The following is a 17,863-nucleotide window of genomic DNA, read 5'->3' as shown; positions in this document are numbered from 1 at the left end:
AGCCGTTCAATTGGGAGCGGCTGTTTTTTTTTGAGCAGATATTTTCAATATACATCACGCTGCTTCGGGCATGGGTATGGTATGATTCCGGAATATCGAGTTACAATGGGAGTAGACCTGATGGAAGCGGTCATGGAGACATCCAGACACGTCAACCGTGACAATCCTGAACCGTGAGAGGTGAACACATGAGTCTGAAAGGTTTTACGGTTAAAGAAATGCTCAAGCTGCCGGTCATGGAGCATGCCGTCCTGATCAGTGGGGAAAAGGGCATTGACCGCATCGTGCAGTATGTGGATATCTGGGAGGTCCCCGATATCGGCAATTGGCTGCGCGAAGGCGAGATGGTGCTGACGACGGGCTATTCGACCCGCAATGACCCCTCGCTTCTGGCGGAGATGATCGAACAGCTTGCCAAAGTGAATGGAGCGGGGGTTGCCATCAAACCGGAACGCTTTATTCCCCATATTCCGCAAGAAATGATCGACAAAAGCAATCTGTACCATGTGCCAATTATTCAGCTCCCGATCGGAATGGCATATATCGATATTACCTATCATGTCATGGAGCAAATATTAAACAGGCAGGCCGTGCTGCTGAAGCGGTCCGAAGAAGTGAACAAGGCGCTGACCGGGCTTGTACTGAACAATAAAGGGATTCAGGTGGTCGCGGATAAGGTATCCGAGCTGATCGGCTCGCCGATCTGGGTCGTCGGAAAAGGCGGTGAAGTGCTTGCCTCATCTCCGGAGGGATATCCATACGAAGCATCAAAAAAGCACCGGCAGTGGGAAGTCAATGCCGATCAAAGAATCTTAGGGAAATTCGTGGTGGAGAAGCCGGAGCTGGATGAGCTCGACCTGATGCTGATTGAACAGGCTCGGCTCGTTTTCTCGTTGGAGCTGATGAGGAAGAAAATTGCCGCCGATACGGAAACCAGGCTTCGGGGAACTTTTTTTGAAGAGCTGATCCTTAATCCTGCAGCCGATGAAAGACTGACAGCCTCAAGAGGACGACAGCTGGGGCTGGCACCGGATTGGACATGGGAGGTTGCCGTTCTGGAGGCGGACGAGCCTTTTTACAGTGATGAGTCTGAAGCTGCCGCGTCGATCGGAGCGTATGTTCATCAGGTTTCCGCAGCAAGAAAGATCCGTTCCCATTTGCAAATTTATGGAGGGAAGATCGTATTGTTTTTGCCCTCCAGCCAAGGTGCAGAAAGGGATGAAGCAGCGAATCAAGGGAAACCCTTTTTATGGAGTGAAATTCTTCAAGAGCAGCTTCAGCAATGGGAATCGGTCAGGGCGGGTATCAGCCGGCAGTGCTCGCTGTTTGAAGCTCATCGCGGCTACAACGAAGCCAGAACAGCGGTATCCATCGGATCCAAACTGAACCCAGGACGGCCGTTGTTCAAATATACCGAGGTGGAAATGATCCAGCTGCTGCTGGAATCCACAGATCCGGTTCGGCTTGGCAAGTTTGTCACGGAAAGAGTCGGCAGAATTGCCGAATATGATAAGGAGAACGGAACAAGCTACTTGTTTACGCTCTACCATTATCTGGCGACAGGCGGAAGCTTGAATGAAACGTCGAAACGGCTGTATATTCACCGCAATTCGGTCAATTACCGGATGGACCGCATCAAATCGATCTTGGGCGTGGACCTTGGCGAAGCCTTGAACCGATATGAACTGTATGTATGTACCGCCTATTACTTGTTAAAACATACCTGAGGAAACATTCTTTGGCGTCCATATCAGATGGACAAATGTACATCATGTTTTTAGAATAACGCCTCTTTGTGCTCCGGGCACAAGGAGGCGTTTTCAGTTTTGGTAGGTGAGCACATTGTTGCTTAGCGGTTTAAAGCATAAAATCTTATTTAATAAAATTTTGAGCACCATTATAAAGGGATGAAAGGGTGATCGGCATTGATAGGATTAATTCGAGTGTATACCGCAAACGATAGTAACGTGGTTCAGTCGCACGGGAAAATCATCCAAGAACGGTTTGATGTCCCCGTACGGAGTAAGTGTATTCCCGATCAGCCTTTTGGCATTTACGATGACGAGTCGGAAAAGGTGGCCATACCGAAGATTGTGGAGATGGGCGTTCAGCTGGAACAAGAGGGATGTCGGCTTTTGATCGTCAGCTGTGCAGCCGATCCGGGCGTGGAAGCGCTTCGCAGCCGGGTATCGGTTCCAGTCATCGGTGGGGGAAGCGCGGCATCGCTCATCGCCCGTTCGCTTGGCGAACCTGTAGGACTTATGGGTATCACCGAAGGGGTACCGCCCGTGATGAGCAGCCTGCTTGAGGATCTTGTTGCCGGTTATATCCGTCCGGACGGTGTGACGAATACGACCGATCTGCTGACGGATGCAGGGCGCGAAGCGGCACTGGAGGCCGCGCGCACGCTGGTTGCACAAGGCGCAAAGGCAATTGTATTCGCTTGCACGGGCTTGTCGACCATTGCATTTGCGGATGTCATCCGCAAAGAACTGCATATTCCGGTGATTGATCCCGTGGATGCAGAAGGACTTCTGGCTGCCAACTATTATAAACAACTCGAAGGAGTATGAAGCAGTCCCGGAATGTTGTCCGTGTATAGATAACAAACGATGCAAAGATCATCGTTTCTCTATCTGTCCTCGATTTGAAAGTCGCTGGCAGCACTCGTCTTCCGGATCTCCCGGCAGATTCACACTCGTTAACCTACTCAATCTAGACCCATTGGAGGCATATGGATGAACGAAATCAAAACAGAAGTCGACCCTGCAGGCAAAAAAGAGAAGCATCCCAGCATATTTGAACCCTTCGGACTGATTCTCAACATCGTTACGGGGGTTCTGGGCGCCATTGTCGGCATTCAGATCGTAACGACGCTTGGCGTGACGCCAAACACGGCGATCATCGGGGCGCTGGTTGCCATGCTGATTGCGAGAATACCTGTGGCCGCGTTTAAGAAGTACAAGTCGGTGCATCGTCAGAATCTGGTCCAAACCTCGATTTCCTCGGCAACGTTCGGGGCAGCCAACAGCTTGTTCATTCCTATCGGCATCCCGTTTGTCCTCGGAGAAACGAAGCTCATTATCCCCATGCTGATTGGTGCGGCGCTTGCGATGTTCGTGGACTCGGCACTCTTGTATAAATTGTTCGATTCGAAGCTGTTTCCGGCATCCGGTACATGGGCGCCCGGCGTAGCAACCGCCGAATCGATCATCGCCGGAGATAAGGGTGGCAAACGCGCCGGACTGCTCGGCGTCGGAACCGTTATCGGTCTGATCGGCTCCTATTTCCACATTTCCATGTCCGCATTCGGCGTTGCATTCATCGGCAACATTTGGGCGCTCGGCATGTTCGGCATCGGTCTCTTGATCCGCCAATATTCCATTCCTTGGTTTGACATCGACGTCAACAAGCTGTATATCGCTCACGGCGTTATGATCGGCGCAGGCATCGTCGCCTTGGTACAAGCAGCTCTCCTTATCCTGAAACGGCCCAAGAAAGAAGAACGTGAGGCAGATACGAGCCAATATACTCGCACGGAAGGCGAAGCGAGACGCGCGCTCGGCTTTGGATTCCTCGCCTATCTGGTCATCGCCTTGATCATTGCCCTGATCGGCGGCCTGGTGACGAAAATGTCCTTTGGCATGCTGATCGGATTTCTCCTTTTTGCCGCCTTTGCCGCATTCGTGCACGAGCTGATCGTCGGCATCGCGGCGATGCATTCGGGGTGGTTCCCGGCCTTTGCCGTTGCATTCATTACGCTTCTGTTCGGTATGATGATCGGTTTTCCGACGGTGGCGCTGGCCATGCTGGCCGGATTCAGCGCAGCTACAGGACCGGCATTTGCAGATATGGGCTATGACCTGAAAACAGGCTATATTCTCCGCGGCAACGGCGAAGATCCGGAGTTTGAGCGCCGCGGCCGCAAACACCAGTATATGACTGGCATGATCGCTTTTGGTGTTGCCGTGATCGTCGTCGCGTTGACGTATCGCACCTATTTCTCGCAAAATCTTGTTCCGCCGATTGATACGGTCTACGTATCAACCATTCAGGCAGGAGCTTCCCCGGATGTTGCCATGAAGCTGCTCCTGTGGGCGATCCCAGGTGCGATTCTCCAATGGGTCGGCGGTGCAAAGCGGCAGATCGGCGTCATGTTCGCAACGGGACTTCTGATCCTGACGCCGAACGCCTGCTGGGCGGTGCTTGCGGGCCTGATGATCCGGATTGTGGTGCTCAAGGTTAAAGGCAAGGAAGCGGAGACGCCGATGAGCATTCTGGCCGCGGGCTTTATCGCAGGCGACGCGCTGTACAGCTTCTTTAACTCGATCTTCAGAATCAGAAAGTAGGTGCTATTATCGATATGGCAACAATCAGACTGGATGAAAAAATGATGGAATGCGCCGTGTTCGGCGGCGCCGTCTTGGGGGGCGGCGGTGGAGGCTGGATTGAAGAAGGCCTCCAGATTGGCCGTCTGGCGCTGGAGCTGGGCCAGCCCGAGCTGCGCACGATCGACGAGTTTGCGGACGATGAAACGCTTGTGGCGGTATCGCTGGTTGGTGCTCCGGGAGCGAAGGATAAATTTTTGAAGCCCATTCATTACGCTAAATCGCTGGACATGCTGGCACGGGCGCTTAACCGGCCGATATCCGCGATCCACACCAATGAAAATGGTGCCGGAACGACGGTAAACGGCTGGCTGCAATCGGTCATGACCGGCATTCCTCTGGTTGATTTCGCCTGCAACGGCAGAGCGCATCCCACGGGAACCATGGGCGCTATGAATCTGACGGAAGTCAGCGGCTATGTGTCGCATCAAACGGCGGTAGGCGGCAAGGATGACAACTATCTGGAGTTCAGCATCTCCGGATCTCTTGGTAAAGCGGCTTCACTGATCCGCCAAGCTTCCGTTGAAGCCGGCGGTCTGGTGGCTGTCGCAAGAAACCCGGTGTCAGCGGCATATGCGAGACAAAACGGCGCACCCGGCGCGATTTCGCAGGCCATGGGAGTTGGCGAGGCGCTGCTTGGAGCCAAGGGAGAGGCTGCGATTGACGCTGTTGTTTCCAAGCTAGGAGGCAAAGTGGTTGCAAGCGGCGAGGTGACCGATTTTACGATCGAAACAACCGGAGGCTTCGATGTCGGTACCGTCATGATCGATGGCTTCGAAATGACCTTCTGGAATGAGTACATGACGCTCGAAAAGGGCGGGGAGCGCTACGCCACCTTCCCGGATCTCATGATGACGCTGGACGCCAAGACAGCGAGACCGGTCGTTACCGCGGCGCTTGAAAAAGGACAGCAGCTGGCCGTCATCGTCGTCCCGAAAGAGAAGCTGCTGCTCAGCAGCACGATGAGCAATGAGAAGCTGTTATCGTCCGTCGAAGGGATCATTCAAAAACCTGTCCTCAAGTATCTATTCTGAGGGATTGCAAAAACACTCGGTATTCGATTCTGCCTGAAACGGCGTAACTATACAGCATGAACATGGAGGTATCGGACATATGACACTGAAACAAACGATGATCGCGCTCGAAGCGCTGGATGACGCGAAAGCAAGCGGCCAACAAGTAAAGGCGCTTTTTGCAGGCTTTCCGGAAGTTGCGGTAGAGGTGCAAAAGGTATCCGGCGAGAAGGGCAGCACCGACTTCATTAAAATTACGATTCCGGGCACGGAAGGTAAAATGAACGGCGGCAGCGCGCCGACGTTCGGCATTGTCGGCCGTCTTGGCGGCATCGGCGCCCGCCCGAGCAGAATCGGGCTTGTGTCTGATGCGGACGGCGCTGTAGCCGCTGTAGCCTCGGCGCTGAAGCTGGCGGATATGCAGTCCAAGGGCGACCGCTTAAAGGGCGACGTGATCGTCACGACGCATATTTGTCCCGACGCACCGACCCGGCCGCATGAGCCGGTCGATTTCATGGATTCGCCGGTCGACATCGGTGCGATGAACGCGCACGAAGTGCTGCCTGAAATGGAAGCCGTGCTGTCCATCGATACGACCAAAGGCAACCGCGTGATCAACCATAAAGGTTTTGCGATTTCCCCAACCGTGAAAGAGGGGTATATTTTGCGGGTGAGCGAGGATTTGCTGCGCATTATGGAAATGACGACGGGACTTCTGCCGGTTACCTTTCCGGTATCCATGCAGGATATTACGCCATACGGGAATGATTTGTATCACATCAATTCCATTTTGCAGCCTGCGGTCGCAACCGACGCGCCGGTTGTGGGCGTAGCGATTACGACGCAATCCGTCGTTCCGGGCTGCGGAACGGGGGCCAGTCACGAGGTCGATATTGCGGCTGCGGTTCGCTTTGCCGTAGAAGCGGCCAAAGAATTCACGGGCGAAATCTGTGCTTTTTATGATAAGGACGAATTTGATTTGATCGAAAAACGGTATGGTTCGATGAAAGCATTGCAAACCGCCGGAAAGGCCTAAATGGATATGAATGAGGGAAGGGAGCGAAGGCTCTCTTCCCTTTTTGGCAGCAGAGAGAGCGGGGAGAGCTTGCGGTCATGCATGGATGCATGCGAATATGCGGAGGGAGGAACACGGAAGTGACGAAACTTGGAGCGATTACGATTGGCCAAGCGCCGCGCAAGGACGTGACGCCAATTCTGGAGGATCATCTGCCGCCGCGGGTGGAGCTGGTTCAGGCGGGCGTGCTGGACGGCTTAACGAAGGATTACATCGACGCTCATTTGTTGCCGGACCGGGAGGCGTACACGTTAACCTCGCGGCTGTCGGACGGCAGCTCCATCGTGATGGGGAGAAGCAAAATCCAGCCTATTTTGCAAAAGAAAATTTACGATATGGAGCTCGAGGGCATCCAGAACATTCTGCTGCTGTGTACAGGCGTATTTCCGGGGCTTCATGCTAAAAACGCGTATTTGATCGAGCCGGATCACATCATTCCTCCCGCTGTTAAGGCGATGGTCGGAGGCAGAAGACTGGGCGTCATCGTTCCGCTTGAAGAACAAAAGACAAGCCTGAAGCCGAAATATGAGCCGCATGGCCTTTATCCGGAATTTGCCGTGGCTTCTCCTTATATTTTGGATCCGGAGAGTTTCCAGGCGGCCGCCAACGAGCTGAAGGACAAGGTGGATCTTATTCTGCTGGATTGCATGGGCTACACGGAGAAGGCACGGTCGCTGGTGGCCGAGGCGTCGGGCTTGCCCGTGATCCTGTCGAATGCGATAATGGCTAAAATCGTATCTGAAATGATATAGATAGGTTCAATGCAGAATATGCAGACAAGAAATGAAAGGAAGCTGACGTAAAAATGAATGAAAAAATTGTTGGAATCAGCATGAACACCCTCGCGGATTGCCTCGCGCTCAAAGCGGGAGAAACGTTCCTCGTCGTCTCCGACGATACGAAAAAAGAGCTTGCGGAATCCCTATACGAAGCCGGAAAGCGTATTGGCGCTGAAGCGATGCTGATGGTGATGAAGGAGCGGAGCAAGTCCGGGGAAGAACCTCCGGAGGCTGTTTCTAGAGCGATGGCTGCCGCGCAGGCCGTCGTCTGCATCACGAAGCACTCGCTGACCCATACGCAGGCCCGCAAACAAGCGGCTGCAGCCGGTGCGCGTTTAGCGACGATGCCGGGCATCACGGAGGATATGTTCCTGGAAGGGGCTATCGCTGCCGATTACACGCAGGTGAAGGCTCTTACGGAAAAGGTGACCGGGCTGCTGACGCAAAGCCGCAAAGTACGGATTGAAAAAGACGGACGCTCACTCGAATTTTCCATCGATGGCCGCGACGGCGTACCGAGCACTGGCATGTACGTGGAGCCCGGGCAGTCGGGCAACTTGCCTTCGGGTGAAGCATACATTGCGCCGGTGGAGGGCACGGCCTCAGGTCAGATCGTTGTGGATGGATCGATTGCCGGCATCGGCAAACTGGCGGGACCGATCGTGCTTAGCGTCGAAAACGGACGTCTTGTTGCCACTGAAGGCGGGGAAGAAGGGGTCAAGCTCCTGCAAATGCTGGGGGATGGCGATGGCAGGCTGCTGGGGGAATTCGGCATCGGCACGAACGAGAAGGCAAGAATCACGGGCGTTGTCCTGGAGGATGAAAAGGTGTATGGCACAATCCATGTCGCCTTCGGCAGCAACAACACGTTTGGCGGTACGGTCGCGGCAGGTGTTCATCTGGACTGCGTCGTCGGCAAGCCGGATGTCTATCTCGACGATCAGCCCATCATGAAAAACGGAGAATTGCTCAACAAATAAGCGCCAGGGGAAACCGGAACACGGACCCGCGCCGTAGGCCATTAACCTGGTCTGCGGCGTTTTTCATTTTACATTTGATGTTACCATGGAGAACCAGCTCGCGGGACTAAGCGCGTGTAACAGGTCGGGGATGGATTTGCGTACTTTGGCACTAATGAATTCCAGGGATTGGAATGCTATAATATGCACATGTAAATGTAAGCGTTTTATTCGGGGTTGCCCTATCATGCAGTGATATTTTCGCATAAGCCGAGGTTGTTTACGAACGTGTCTGATCGTGCGAAAGGAGGAAGCCGGTGAGGAACCGCAAATGGTTTTACCGTCAATTATTCTCTTACATGCCCGCTTTTTTTATCGTTATTTCCTTTATTTTTTTCGTCTTCTTCCAGCTTCTTAGCGACCAGAGCCGCAAGGAGGCCGTGAAAGCCAATGAAACCCTCCTTTTGCAGGCCATGAGCTCGATCGATTCGTCGCTCAAAACCATCGAGCAGATGCTGATGACGGAAATGCTGAAAAACACGGATATATCCTCGTTTTACAAAAACGGAACCCAAAGCGATTATTACCTGAACATCAAACTCGTGGAATTCATCAACAATTTCAAGAACGCTTATCCCCTGGTTGACTCCGTCTATCTCGTCCGGACCCGGGACAGTTTCATTCTTAGCAGCGCGACAAGCTCCAGCCTGCAGGATTATCCGGACTATGCCTTTATCAAACCGTACATTGAACAGGAGAAAAAGGATGCCGGATGGACGGGCGTCCGGAATTTCGAGGAATTCAGCATCAAGGGAGCGAAGCGGGTCGTTAGCCTGGCGCTCAAGGTTCCGTTTCTCAAAACCGGCCAAGGCTTCCTTGTCGTCAACGTATCCGCAGATGCCATTAACGATGCGGTGGAAGGCATGTACAGCCAGGACGTAAGTTATATTCATGTGCTCGATCGGAGCGGCGGCGACGTGCTGCCGATTACAGAGGCTCAGAGTAGGCAAAATGCCGTCTCCCGTGCCATCTCACCTGTGACCGGCTGGGAATACCAAAGCGGACTGATGAACGGAAAGTGGTTCAACGTGGCCAACCAGCTGTACAACGTCTGGTTCATGCTGGGGATGCTGATGATTCTCGCCGGGGTGGCCTGGATCGTGTATGCCGCACGGCGAAACTACAGGCCGATCGAACAGATCGTGACCCAGGTGCAGAAATTTTCCCAAACGAAAGCATCGAGCTTGCTCCAGGGGAACGGGGAAGATGAGTTTACGTTTTTGCAGTCGGCGATTAATCAGCTGCTGGAGCAATCGAACAGCTACCAGAGGCAATATCGTGAGGATCTACATGTGAAAAAAGCGTATTTGTTCCAGCAGCTCATGGAAGGCCAGCACCTGGCAAAGCCCGAGGATTGGGAGATGATGCGGGACACGATGCTGTTGAACGATATGGAAAAGAGGCAGGTTGTCTGCGTCGTTGAAATCGATAAATTCGCGTTGTTCTGCAGCCAGTTTACCCAGCAGGACCAATACCTGATGAAATTCGCGCTCAAAAGCGTCATTCAGGAAACGGCTCAGGAGCATGGGGGATTCGTTTGGACCGAATGGGTATCGAATGATGCCCTTGGCGTGCTGCTTCAAACGGAGGACCAGCAGGACCCGCAGAGGCAGGTTACGGAGATTCTGGACCATGCCCGCATATGGGTGATGGAGCATTTGAAGCTGACTGTGACGGTTGGCGCGGGCGGGACGGCCATGGGCATGGAGGGCATACCGGACTCCTATTCCCAAGCGCTGCAGGCGCTGAAATATAAAATGATTCTGGGCGATAACCGGATTATTTTCTACGTGCAGCACATCAAGGAAGAGCATGGAGGCATGTTCGATTATTTCCAGCTGGTGCACTCGATCGCCCAGTCGTTCCGTCTGGGAAAAGAGGACTGGCGGGACAAATACAAAACGCTGATCCGCAGCATCGAACAGAGCTTGCTGAGCAGCGATCATATTTTGAATCTGGCGGATTACCTGATGTACTCCATCGGGCGCGAAATGGATAAAATGACGAAGGAATATCAGGAGCTGTGGGAACATGGAGGACGGTCATCCTTACAGGAGGCGCTGCAGGGGGCGGATACGCTGGAGCAGGTCGATGCGGGCTTCGAGAAAGCGCTTGAGCAATTTTACGGCGAGCTTCAGAAGATCCAGGAGACGCGGAACCATTCGGAAACGATTCGCAGGGTGCGGGAGTATATGGACCGGGATTTCGCGAATCCCGATCTGTGCCTCGACTTGTTAAGCGACCGTTTCAGTCTGCCCTCCAAAACGCTCAGTAAACTGTTTAAAGAGGAAACCGGTCAAAAATTCGTGGATTACCTGATCGAGCTCAGGATCGGCCGTGCCAAGGACCTGCTGTCCCATACGGATCATACCGTGCAGGAAATCGCCGAGAAGGTCGGTTACGTGAACGCCATATCGTTCGGACGCATGTTCAAGAAAGTCGTCTGCCTGTCTCCGGGCGAATACCGGGATCATATCGGACGGGTCAACCAAGGGGTAAATCAAGACATGACCGCGCTTTAAGGAGGCTGATCGGCTTAGGCAACGCTTTGTATGTCCCGCAAGGATTCTCGTCCTTGCGGGACTTTTTTGCATCTCCGGCCCTTGGAAAAAGGTTTGGCGCAGAAAAAGGTTTAGCGGGAAGCCGGCCCAAGGCTGCGGGGGGAATTCCGGCTTGCCGGGGAAATAAGTTTGCTCTGCGAAACATGCATATTGAATGGAAATGAGACCTGCCCTTAACATGAAAAGCAACAAAACGCGAAGGAGAGTCGGCAGGCATGGAAGTCACTCACAATAAAACGGTTCCGCCGAACCCGTCCGAATGGGTTGCCCCCCGCAAGAGGGCTGGGACGGGGGCAGGGCGGAAAATCATGAAGCATTGGCAGTTTTATTTGCTCGTCTTTCTCCCGCTGCTTTACATCATTATTTTTAAGTACATTCCGATGTTCGGCGTCATCATTGCTTTTAAAGAATACAACGTCGTGCAGGGCATTCTCGGAAGTCCATGGGCCGGGCTGAAATATTTCAAACAGCTGTTCGAGGTTCCGTTCTTCTGGCAGTATTTCAAGAACACGCTGGAAATATCGCTTTACGGCATGGCCATCGGGTTTCCGGCACCGATCATCTTGGCGCTCGCTCTTAATGAAATCCGGAACGGGGTATTCAAGAAATCGGTGCAAATGGTCACTTACGCGCCTTACTTCATCTCGACGGTGGTCATTGTGTCCATCCTGATCGTGAACCTATCCCCCAATGTGGGCCTCTTGAGCAATGCGTTCAGAGCGTTTGGGATGGAGCCGATCGATTTCATGGGCAAAGCCGGATTTTTCAAAACGATTTACGTTTTCTCCGATGTGTGGCAATTTACGGGGTATGGAGCCATTATCTACATCGCGGCGTTGTCCGGCGTCAATCCGGACTTGTACGAGGCAGCGAAAGTGGACGGGGCGTCCCGGTTTCAAAAAATCATCCATATCGACATCCCCAGCCTTGTTCCGGTGATCGTCATCCTGCTGATCCTGAACCTGGGACAGATGATGAGCCTTGGCTTCGAGAAAATTTACCTGATGCAAAATCCGCTGAACCAAAACACGTCCGAGGTCATATCGACGTATGTGTACAAGGTGGGTTTGCTGGGAGCCAATTTCAGTTTCTCGGCAGCAATCGGGTTGTTTAATTCAGTCATCAACTTCGTGCTGCTTGTCCTGGTCAATTTTATTTCCAAAAAAATATCATCCAACAGCTTATGGTAAGGAGGTCTATCGTCTTGAATCGAATGACTATCAGGGAATCGGTTACCGACAGGCTGTTTCTGGGCATCGTCTATATTTTTCTGTCGATGGTGCTGATCTTGATCCTGTTTCCGCTGCTGCATATTTTAAGCGCTTCCTTCAGCTCGCCCAGCGCCGTCACCTCGGGCAAAGTATGGCTATGGCCGGTGAATTTCAGCTTGGTTGGCTACAAGGCCGTTTTTCAAAACGCCGACATTCTCGTCGGCTTCGGCAACTCGCTTTTTTATACCGTCGTCGGGACGCTGGTCAATGTGACGTTTACCGTCATGCTGGCTTATCCGCTGGCCCGAAAAACGTTCTACGGGCGTGGTCTGATTATGATTCTGATCGTCTTCACGATGTTTTTCGACGGGGGACTGATCCCCAATTATCTCCTGGTCAAATCCCTGGGCATGGTCAATACGAGATGGGCGATGATTATCCCTGGAGCGCTGGCCGTATTCCAGGTGATCATTGCGCGAACGTTCTTTCAGTCATTGCCGGATGAATTGGCGGAAGCGGCCGAGATGGACGGGTGCAGCGACATGAGATTTTTCCTGCGGATCGTGCTGCCGCTATCCAAGCCGATTCTGGCCGTGCTGTTTCTGATGTACGCCGTGGGACACTGGAATGCGTACTTTAACGCACTGATTTATTTGAAGGACAGCAGCATGTTCCCTCTGCAAATTTTCCTGCGCAACATTCTGATCCTGAATTCGGAAAATTCCGATATGCTGACGAACGTGGACAGCCTGCTTGTCCAGCAGGGACTGAAGGATTTGCTTAAATATTCCCTGATCGTGGTATCGAGCGCTCCGGTCCTGATTATCTATCCCTTCGTCCAAAAGCATTTCGTCAAAGGGGTTATGATCGGGTCCTTAAAGGGCTAAGCGATGAACCAAGATCATACCGAATATGGAATTTCGTTAAGGGGGTGCGAGAAAACGAACCGCAAAGCATAAAGAACAAGCCTGATCCAAGGGGGCAAATTGAATTCCATCGTCAAATAAGGAGGAGTTTCTTTGAAAAAACGGGCATTCATCGGAATCAGTATCATGATGATTTTTGCGCTTGTGTTATCTGCGTGCGGCAGTTCCCAGAACAAACAGGAGGATGCGGGAGCTACCGCCGATCCGAACCAGCCGGTTACCCTGAGTGTATTTGCGCCGCAAAATGTGGGCATTGAAAACCTGCAAGTCAACAAGCTATCCAAATTTATCGAGCAGAAACTGAATATCAAATTCGACTGGAACACCGTTCCGGATGCCGCCTTTGGAGACAAGAAGCTGCTTCTTCTGGCCAGCGGGGACTATCCCGCCGTCATAATGAACGCCGGCATATCCAAAGCGGATCAGATTAAGTACGGACAGCAGGGCGCGTTTCTCCCGTTAAACGAACTGATCGATCAATATGCGCCCCATATCAAACAGGCGATGGACAGCGTGACTTACCTGAAGCATGGGATGGTGGCTCCGGACGGCAATATCTATGCGCTGCCCAAGCTGAACGAATGTCTGCATTGCACGTACGGGCAGAGAATGTGGATCAATACGGATTGGCTGAAAAAGCTTGGCTTGCAGATGCCGACAACGACGGAAGAGTTTTACAACGTGCTGAAAGCGTTCAAAGAAAAGGACCCGAACGGCAACGGCAAGGCGGACGAGGTACCGTTCACGACGTCCACCTCGGACAATGTCTGGGGCGGCGGTGTCGATTCATTCCTGATGAATGCCTTTATTTATGACAACGGATCGGATTATTTGAGCGTGAAGGACGGCAAGGTCATCTTCTCGCCGGCCCAGGCCGAATGGAAGGAAGGGCTGAAATACCTGCGGAAGCTGTTTGCCGACGGGTTGATGGACAAAGGCGTCTTTACACAGAACAATGATGCGGTCAAGCAGATGGCCAACAAGCCCGATGCTGCCGTCGGGGCTGTCAGCTACGCGTTGATCAGCAGCGTTTTCGCCGTGGACGATGCCCATCCAAGGCATAAGGATTACGACGTCGTTCCGCCCCTGAAAGGACCGGACGGCGTGCAGCTGACCGGATATAGCGTAGGAGCAGGCGATGGACAGTTCGTCATTACGAATAAGGCAACGAAGGAACAACAAATTGCGGCGATGAAGCTGGCCGACTTCCTCTGGTCTGAAGAAGGAACGGTCATGCAGTCCTGGGGCTTTGAAGGAGAAGGGTGGAAAAAGGCGGCCGACGGCCAGCTTGATTATAACGGAAAGCCTGCCAAATACGAGGTTATCGCCAAAACGGCGCCAGCAGGCGGAGAGACGAAACCGGATGACTACTGGTGGCAGCTGGGCACGATGCAGATGCTGAATTCCATTCGCGAATCGTTCGTTGCGCCAGCCGATCCGCTGGCTAATGGAGCGTACGAATACCGTCTCTGGTTGTCCGCCAAAAAATACGAACCGTTCGCCAAGCCGGAAGTCGTATACCCGTCTGATACCTTCGTAGACCCCGCGGATGCGCTCACGGTAGCTCAAATGCAAAAGACGCTCTCCGACTACGTCAAGTCGAGTCTTGCCCAATTCGTGACGGGCAACAAGGATATCGACAAGGATTGGGACAGCTATATTGCCGGATTCAAGGGTCTCCAGCTGGAACAGTATTTGGCGATTTACCAGAAGGCGCTTCAGAAATAATAATGTTAAGGATACCTGCGTCAACCGGCAGGTATCCTGTTTTTCTGACAGAATGTTAATAGAATACAACAGGCATGCAAAGGGGAGGATTCAGCGATGAATGTGAATGAACATATTCAGTATGCGGCGCAGGTGAAACCGACGAAAAGGCAGCTGTCGGTGCAGGAAATGGAATTTTATTCGTTTATTCATTTTACGGTGAATACATATACCGATGAGGAGTGGGGGACGGGCAAAGAGGACCCTCAGATTTTTAATCCTGCCCAACTGGACTCGGATCAGTGGGTGGAGGCGGTGAAGGCAGCCGGCATGAAAGGGCTGATATTGACCTGCAAGCATCATGACGGCTTCTGTCTATGGCCAAGCGCGTATACGGAGCATTCGGTCAAGAACAGCCCATGGAAGGACGGACAAGGGGATGTGGTTCGGGAAGTATCCGATGCGTGCCGCAGGGGCGGAATCAAGTTTGGCATTTACCTTTCCCCATGGGACCGGCATGAGCCGACGTACGGGGACTCGGATGTATATAACGAATATTTTAAAAACCAGCTGCGGGAGCTTCTCACCGGATATGGCGACATCTTCTGCGTCTGGTTCGACGGCGCCTGCGGAGAAGGACCGAACGGCAAGCGCCAGGTATACGACTGGGATGCGTATTATGCGCTGATCCGCGAGCTTCAGCCGGGGGTCTGCATTTCGGTATGCGGCCCGGATATCCGCTGGTGCGGCAACGAAGCGGGACACTGCCGGAGCTCGGAATGGAGCGTCGTTCCGGCATCCCTGCAGGATAACGAGAAAATCCATGAGAATTCGCAGCAGCAGGACGACCGGGAGTTTGCCCGCAAATTCAGCTCCGAGGACGAGGATCTGGGCAGCAGGAACGTCATCAGCGAGGCGCGTAATCTCGTCTGGTACCCGGCAGAGGTCAATACATCGATCCGTCCCGGATGGTTCTATCATGCGTCGGAGGATGACAAAGTGAAATCGTTGGAGGAGCTTCTGCATGTGTATGAGGGCTCCGTCGGCGGCAATGCGACGTTCCTGCTGAACTTGCCGCCGGACCGCCGCGGGCTGATTCACGAGAATGACGTGCTTCGGCTGCGGGAGCTTGGTGATGCCATCCGGCGCAGATACAGCGTCAATCTGGCGTCCGGCGCATCGGCCAGCGCGTCCGAAGTGGCGGAAGGGCACGGGCCGGAACATACGGTGGATGGAGACCGCGACACGTTCTGGGCACCGGCAAAAGGGACAGAGCAGGCCGTGATCGAGCTTGATCTGGGTGAAGAACAGACCTTCGACCGCGTCATTCTGCAGGAGTACCGCTACAGCCAACGGATCGAGCGCTTCACGCTCGAATGCCAGGTTAACGGCGTATGGACAACGATTTATAACGGAACCGTCGTCGGTTACAAGAAGATATGCGGCTTTGACGCCGTCCGCAGCCGCTACCTGCGCCTGAACATTACCGAATCCCGCTGGTGGCCGAATCTTTCGGCCTTCGAGGTGTACAGCAGCGATACGAACGCATGATCTGAACGGGCTGATATGTTATGATAGAGGAGAGGGACAGTAATAGTAGTTCTTAGTGGTAAAGACAAATGTGGATCTAGCGGAGGGGACGGAATCGTTCTGAAGAAGCGTTAGCGTTTGCCTTTGTTGCCGGATTTCAACATCCATGGCTTAAATCAAGAAATCCGGCAACAACAGCAATCGGAAGAACGATCCGTCAACGCAGCGGTGAGCACGTATTTTGTCATGAACTAATGAGTTTAGATTTTGAGCTGCTATGCCTAAATTCATAACGAAATTAGCTCGAGGGACGTGAATATACATGGATTTATTTTCTTTCCAGCAGGAGTCGGAGCCGAGCGGCAGGCTGCTGGCTGACCGGATGCGTCCGACAAGCCTGGATGAATATATCGGGCAGGAACATATCATCGGCCCCGGCAAGCTGCTTCGCCGGGCGATTGAAGCGGATCAGGTATCCTCGATCCTGCTGTACGGCCCTCCGGGCTGCGGGAAGACGACGCTGGCCCACATCATTTCGCAAAAGACGCAGGCGGACTTTGTGCGCCTGAATGCGGTGGACGCCTCCGTCAAGGACGTGCGCGAGGTCATTGACCGCGCGCAGAGCAATAAAGCGATGTACGGCACGAAGACGATCCTGTTTCTGGACGAGGTACACCGCTTCAACAGCTCGCGCCAAGACGCGCTGCTTCCTGCCGTGGAGAAGGGGACGATCATTTTCATCGGGGCGACAACGGAGAATCCGTTTCATTACGTGAACGGAGCCTTGATGAGCCGCTCGACCCTGTTTCAGCTCCAGCCTTTGACGAAGGAGCATTCGCTGATCGCGATGAAACGGGCACTGGCAGATGCCGATAAAGGCCTCGGATTCATGAAGCTGCAGGTGGACGAGGAGGCCTTGGAGCATATCGCCACCATGGCGAACGGGGACATTCGCCGCGCGCTGAATGCGCTGGAGCTTGCGGCGATGACCACGCCGCCTGCGGATGACGGCACCGTGCATATCACGCTGGAGGTTGCGGAGGAGTCCATCCGCCGTCCGATCGTACGTGCGGACGAGTCGACGCAGTATGATGTCCTGTCCGCCTTCCATAAGAGCATTCGGGGCTCCAGCGATGCCGCCCTGTTCTGGTTTCTCTATGCCGTCGAGAAGCTGGGGATGGACCCGATGGTGTTCATCCGCCGGCTGATCGCCGCCAGCAGTGAGGACATCGGCCTGGCGAACCCCCAGGCGATGGTGCAGGCCGTGAGCGCACTGGACGCCTACCGGAACAACGGCTGGCCGGAAGCGAAGCTTAACATTGCCCAGGCGATATTGTTTGCTGTTGAGAGCCCGAAATCCAATACCGTATACACGGCGATTTCGCGGGCGATGACGGCCATCGATGACATGAAGTCGGCGGAGGTGCCGCTCCATTTGCGGGACACCCACTACAAAGGAGCCGTAAAGCTGGGGCACGAGGGCTACAAATACCCGCACGACTATCCGGGCCATTACGTCAAGCAGGAATATCTGCCGAAGGAAATTGCTCGGCGCGTCTTTTATCAGGCGACAGAGCAGGGGAACGAAGCCAAAATCCAGATCAATCAGGAGCGGCGGCGCAAACAATATCTTTCCAGGGATGAATAATGGCTT

General features: G+C 53.4%; 13 protein-coding genes. All 13 read left to right on the top strand.

What is annotated here, in order from left to right; translation table 11 throughout:
* The first annotated feature begins 188 nt into the window (after window positions 1–188).
* The 13 genes from PCH05_RS08415 to PCH05_RS08355 all read left to right on the top strand — a co-directional run bounded on the left by PCH05_RS08415 (window position 189) and on the right by PCH05_RS08355 (window position 17,857).
* Window positions 189–1,727, top strand: coding sequence for a PucR family transcriptional regulator (locus tag PCH05_RS08415; RefSeq protein ID WP_127601911.1), 1,539 nt, complete (start codon window positions 189–191; stop codon window positions 1,725–1,727).
* 216 nt (window positions 1,728–1,943) lie between these two features.
* The gene (locus tag PCH05_RS08410) at window positions 1,944–2,573 is read left to right on the top strand and encodes an aspartate/glutamate racemase family protein (RefSeq protein WP_246049410.1); all 630 of its coding nucleotides are present in this window, start codon (window positions 1,944–1,946) and stop codon (window positions 2,571–2,573) included.
* Between the two features lie 165 nt (window positions 2,574–2,738).
* Complete coding sequence (locus PCH05_RS08405; RefSeq protein ID WP_127601909.1) at window positions 2,739–4,349, top strand: OPT/YSL family transporter; 1,611 nt, start codon at window positions 2,739–2,741, stop codon at window positions 4,347–4,349.
* 14 nt (window positions 4,350–4,363) lie between these two features.
* Window positions 4,364–5,422 carry an S-methyl thiohydantoin desulfurase family protein gene (locus tag PCH05_RS08400; RefSeq protein ID WP_127601908.1) on the top strand — a complete coding sequence of 353 codons (1,059 nt, stop codon included), beginning with the start codon at window positions 4,364–4,366 and terminating at the stop codon, window positions 5,420–5,422.
* A gap of 79 nt (window positions 5,423–5,501) precedes the next feature.
* Window positions 5,502–6,437: a DUF1177 domain-containing protein gene (locus tag PCH05_RS08395; protein WP_127601907.1), complete on the top strand. Its 936-nt coding sequence runs from the start codon at window positions 5,502–5,504 to the stop codon at window positions 6,435–6,437.
* A gap of 119 nt (window positions 6,438–6,556) precedes the next feature.
* A complete protein-coding gene (locus PCH05_RS08390; protein ID WP_246049409.1) occupies window positions 6,557–7,228 on the top strand; it encodes an AroM family protein in 672 nt (223 codons plus the stop codon).
* Window positions 7,229–7,281: 53 nt separating this feature from the next.
* Window positions 7,282–8,235 carry an aminopeptidase gene (locus PCH05_RS08385; protein ID WP_127601905.1) on the top strand — a complete coding sequence of 318 codons (954 nt, stop codon included), beginning with the start codon at window positions 7,282–7,284 and terminating at the stop codon, window positions 8,233–8,235.
* A gap of 296 nt (window positions 8,236–8,531) precedes the next feature.
* Window positions 8,532–10,796 carry a helix-turn-helix domain-containing protein gene (locus tag PCH05_RS08380; protein ID WP_127601904.1) on the top strand — a complete coding sequence of 755 codons (2,265 nt, stop codon included), beginning with the start codon at window positions 8,532–8,534 and terminating at the stop codon, window positions 10,794–10,796.
* A 254-nt stretch (window positions 10,797–11,050) separates the two neighbouring features.
* Window positions 11,051–12,025 (top strand): ABC transporter permease, encoded by a 975-nt coding sequence (locus tag PCH05_RS08375; protein ID WP_127601903.1) that lies wholly within the window; start codon window positions 11,051–11,053, stop codon window positions 12,023–12,025.
* Between the two features lie 14 nt (window positions 12,026–12,039).
* Window positions 12,040–12,933 (top strand): carbohydrate ABC transporter permease, encoded by an 894-nt coding sequence (locus PCH05_RS08370; protein WP_127601902.1) that lies wholly within the window; start codon window positions 12,040–12,042, stop codon window positions 12,931–12,933.
* Between the two features lie 165 nt (window positions 12,934–13,098).
* Window positions 13,099–14,700 (top strand): ABC transporter substrate-binding protein, encoded by a 1,602-nt coding sequence (locus PCH05_RS08365; protein WP_371860530.1) that lies wholly within the window; start codon window positions 13,099–13,101, stop codon window positions 14,698–14,700.
* A 102-nt stretch (window positions 14,701–14,802) separates the two neighbouring features.
* The gene (locus PCH05_RS08360) at window positions 14,803–16,230 is read left to right on the top strand and encodes an alpha-L-fucosidase (RefSeq protein WP_127601949.1); all 1,428 of its coding nucleotides are present in this window, start codon (window positions 14,803–14,805) and stop codon (window positions 16,228–16,230) included.
* 301 nt (window positions 16,231–16,531) lie between these two features.
* Window positions 16,532–17,857, top strand: coding sequence for a replication-associated recombination protein A (locus PCH05_RS08355; protein ID WP_127601900.1), 1,326 nt, complete (start codon window positions 16,532–16,534; stop codon window positions 17,855–17,857).
* The last annotated feature ends 6 nt before the right edge of the window (window positions 17,858–17,863 follow it).

The organism is Paenibacillus chibensis, assembly GCF_004001045.1.
In the GTDB taxonomy this organism is placed as follows: Bacteria; Bacillota; Bacilli; order Paenibacillales; family Paenibacillaceae; genus Paenibacillus_AQ; species Paenibacillus_AQ chibensis.
Note: the sequence above shows the minus strand (reverse complement) of the source record. Positions and strands in the feature narration are given on the sequence as shown.

What these genes read in the sequence shown, in the direction of transcription:
- PCH05_RS08415 (WP_127601911.1), top strand. Translation starts at nt 189, where the DNA reads ATGAGTCTGAAAGGTTTTACGGTTAAAGAAATGCTCAAGCTGCCGGTC.
- PCH05_RS08405 (WP_127601909.1), top strand. Translation starts at nt 2,739, where the DNA reads ATGAACGAAATCAAAACAGAAGTCGACCCTGCAGGCAAAAAAGAGAAG.
- PCH05_RS08400 (WP_127601908.1), top strand. Translation starts at nt 4,364, where the DNA reads ATGGCAACAATCAGACTGGATGAAAAAATGATGGAATGCGCCGTGTTC.
- PCH05_RS08395 (WP_127601907.1), top strand. Translation starts at nt 5,502, where the DNA reads ATGACACTGAAACAAACGATGATCGCGCTCGAAGCGCTGGATGACGCG.
- PCH05_RS08385 (WP_127601905.1), top strand. Translation starts at nt 7,282, where the DNA reads ATGAATGAAAAAATTGTTGGAATCAGCATGAACACCCTCGCGGATTGC.
- PCH05_RS08375 (WP_127601903.1), top strand. Translation starts at nt 11,051, where the DNA reads ATGGAAGTCACTCACAATAAAACGGTTCCGCCGAACCCGTCCGAATGG.
- PCH05_RS08365 (WP_371860530.1), top strand. Translation starts at nt 13,099, where the DNA reads ATGATGATTTTTGCGCTTGTGTTATCTGCGTGCGGCAGTTCCCAGAAC.
- PCH05_RS08355 (WP_127601900.1), top strand. Translation starts at nt 16,532, where the DNA reads ATGGATTTATTTTCTTTCCAGCAGGAGTCGGAGCCGAGCGGCAGGCTG.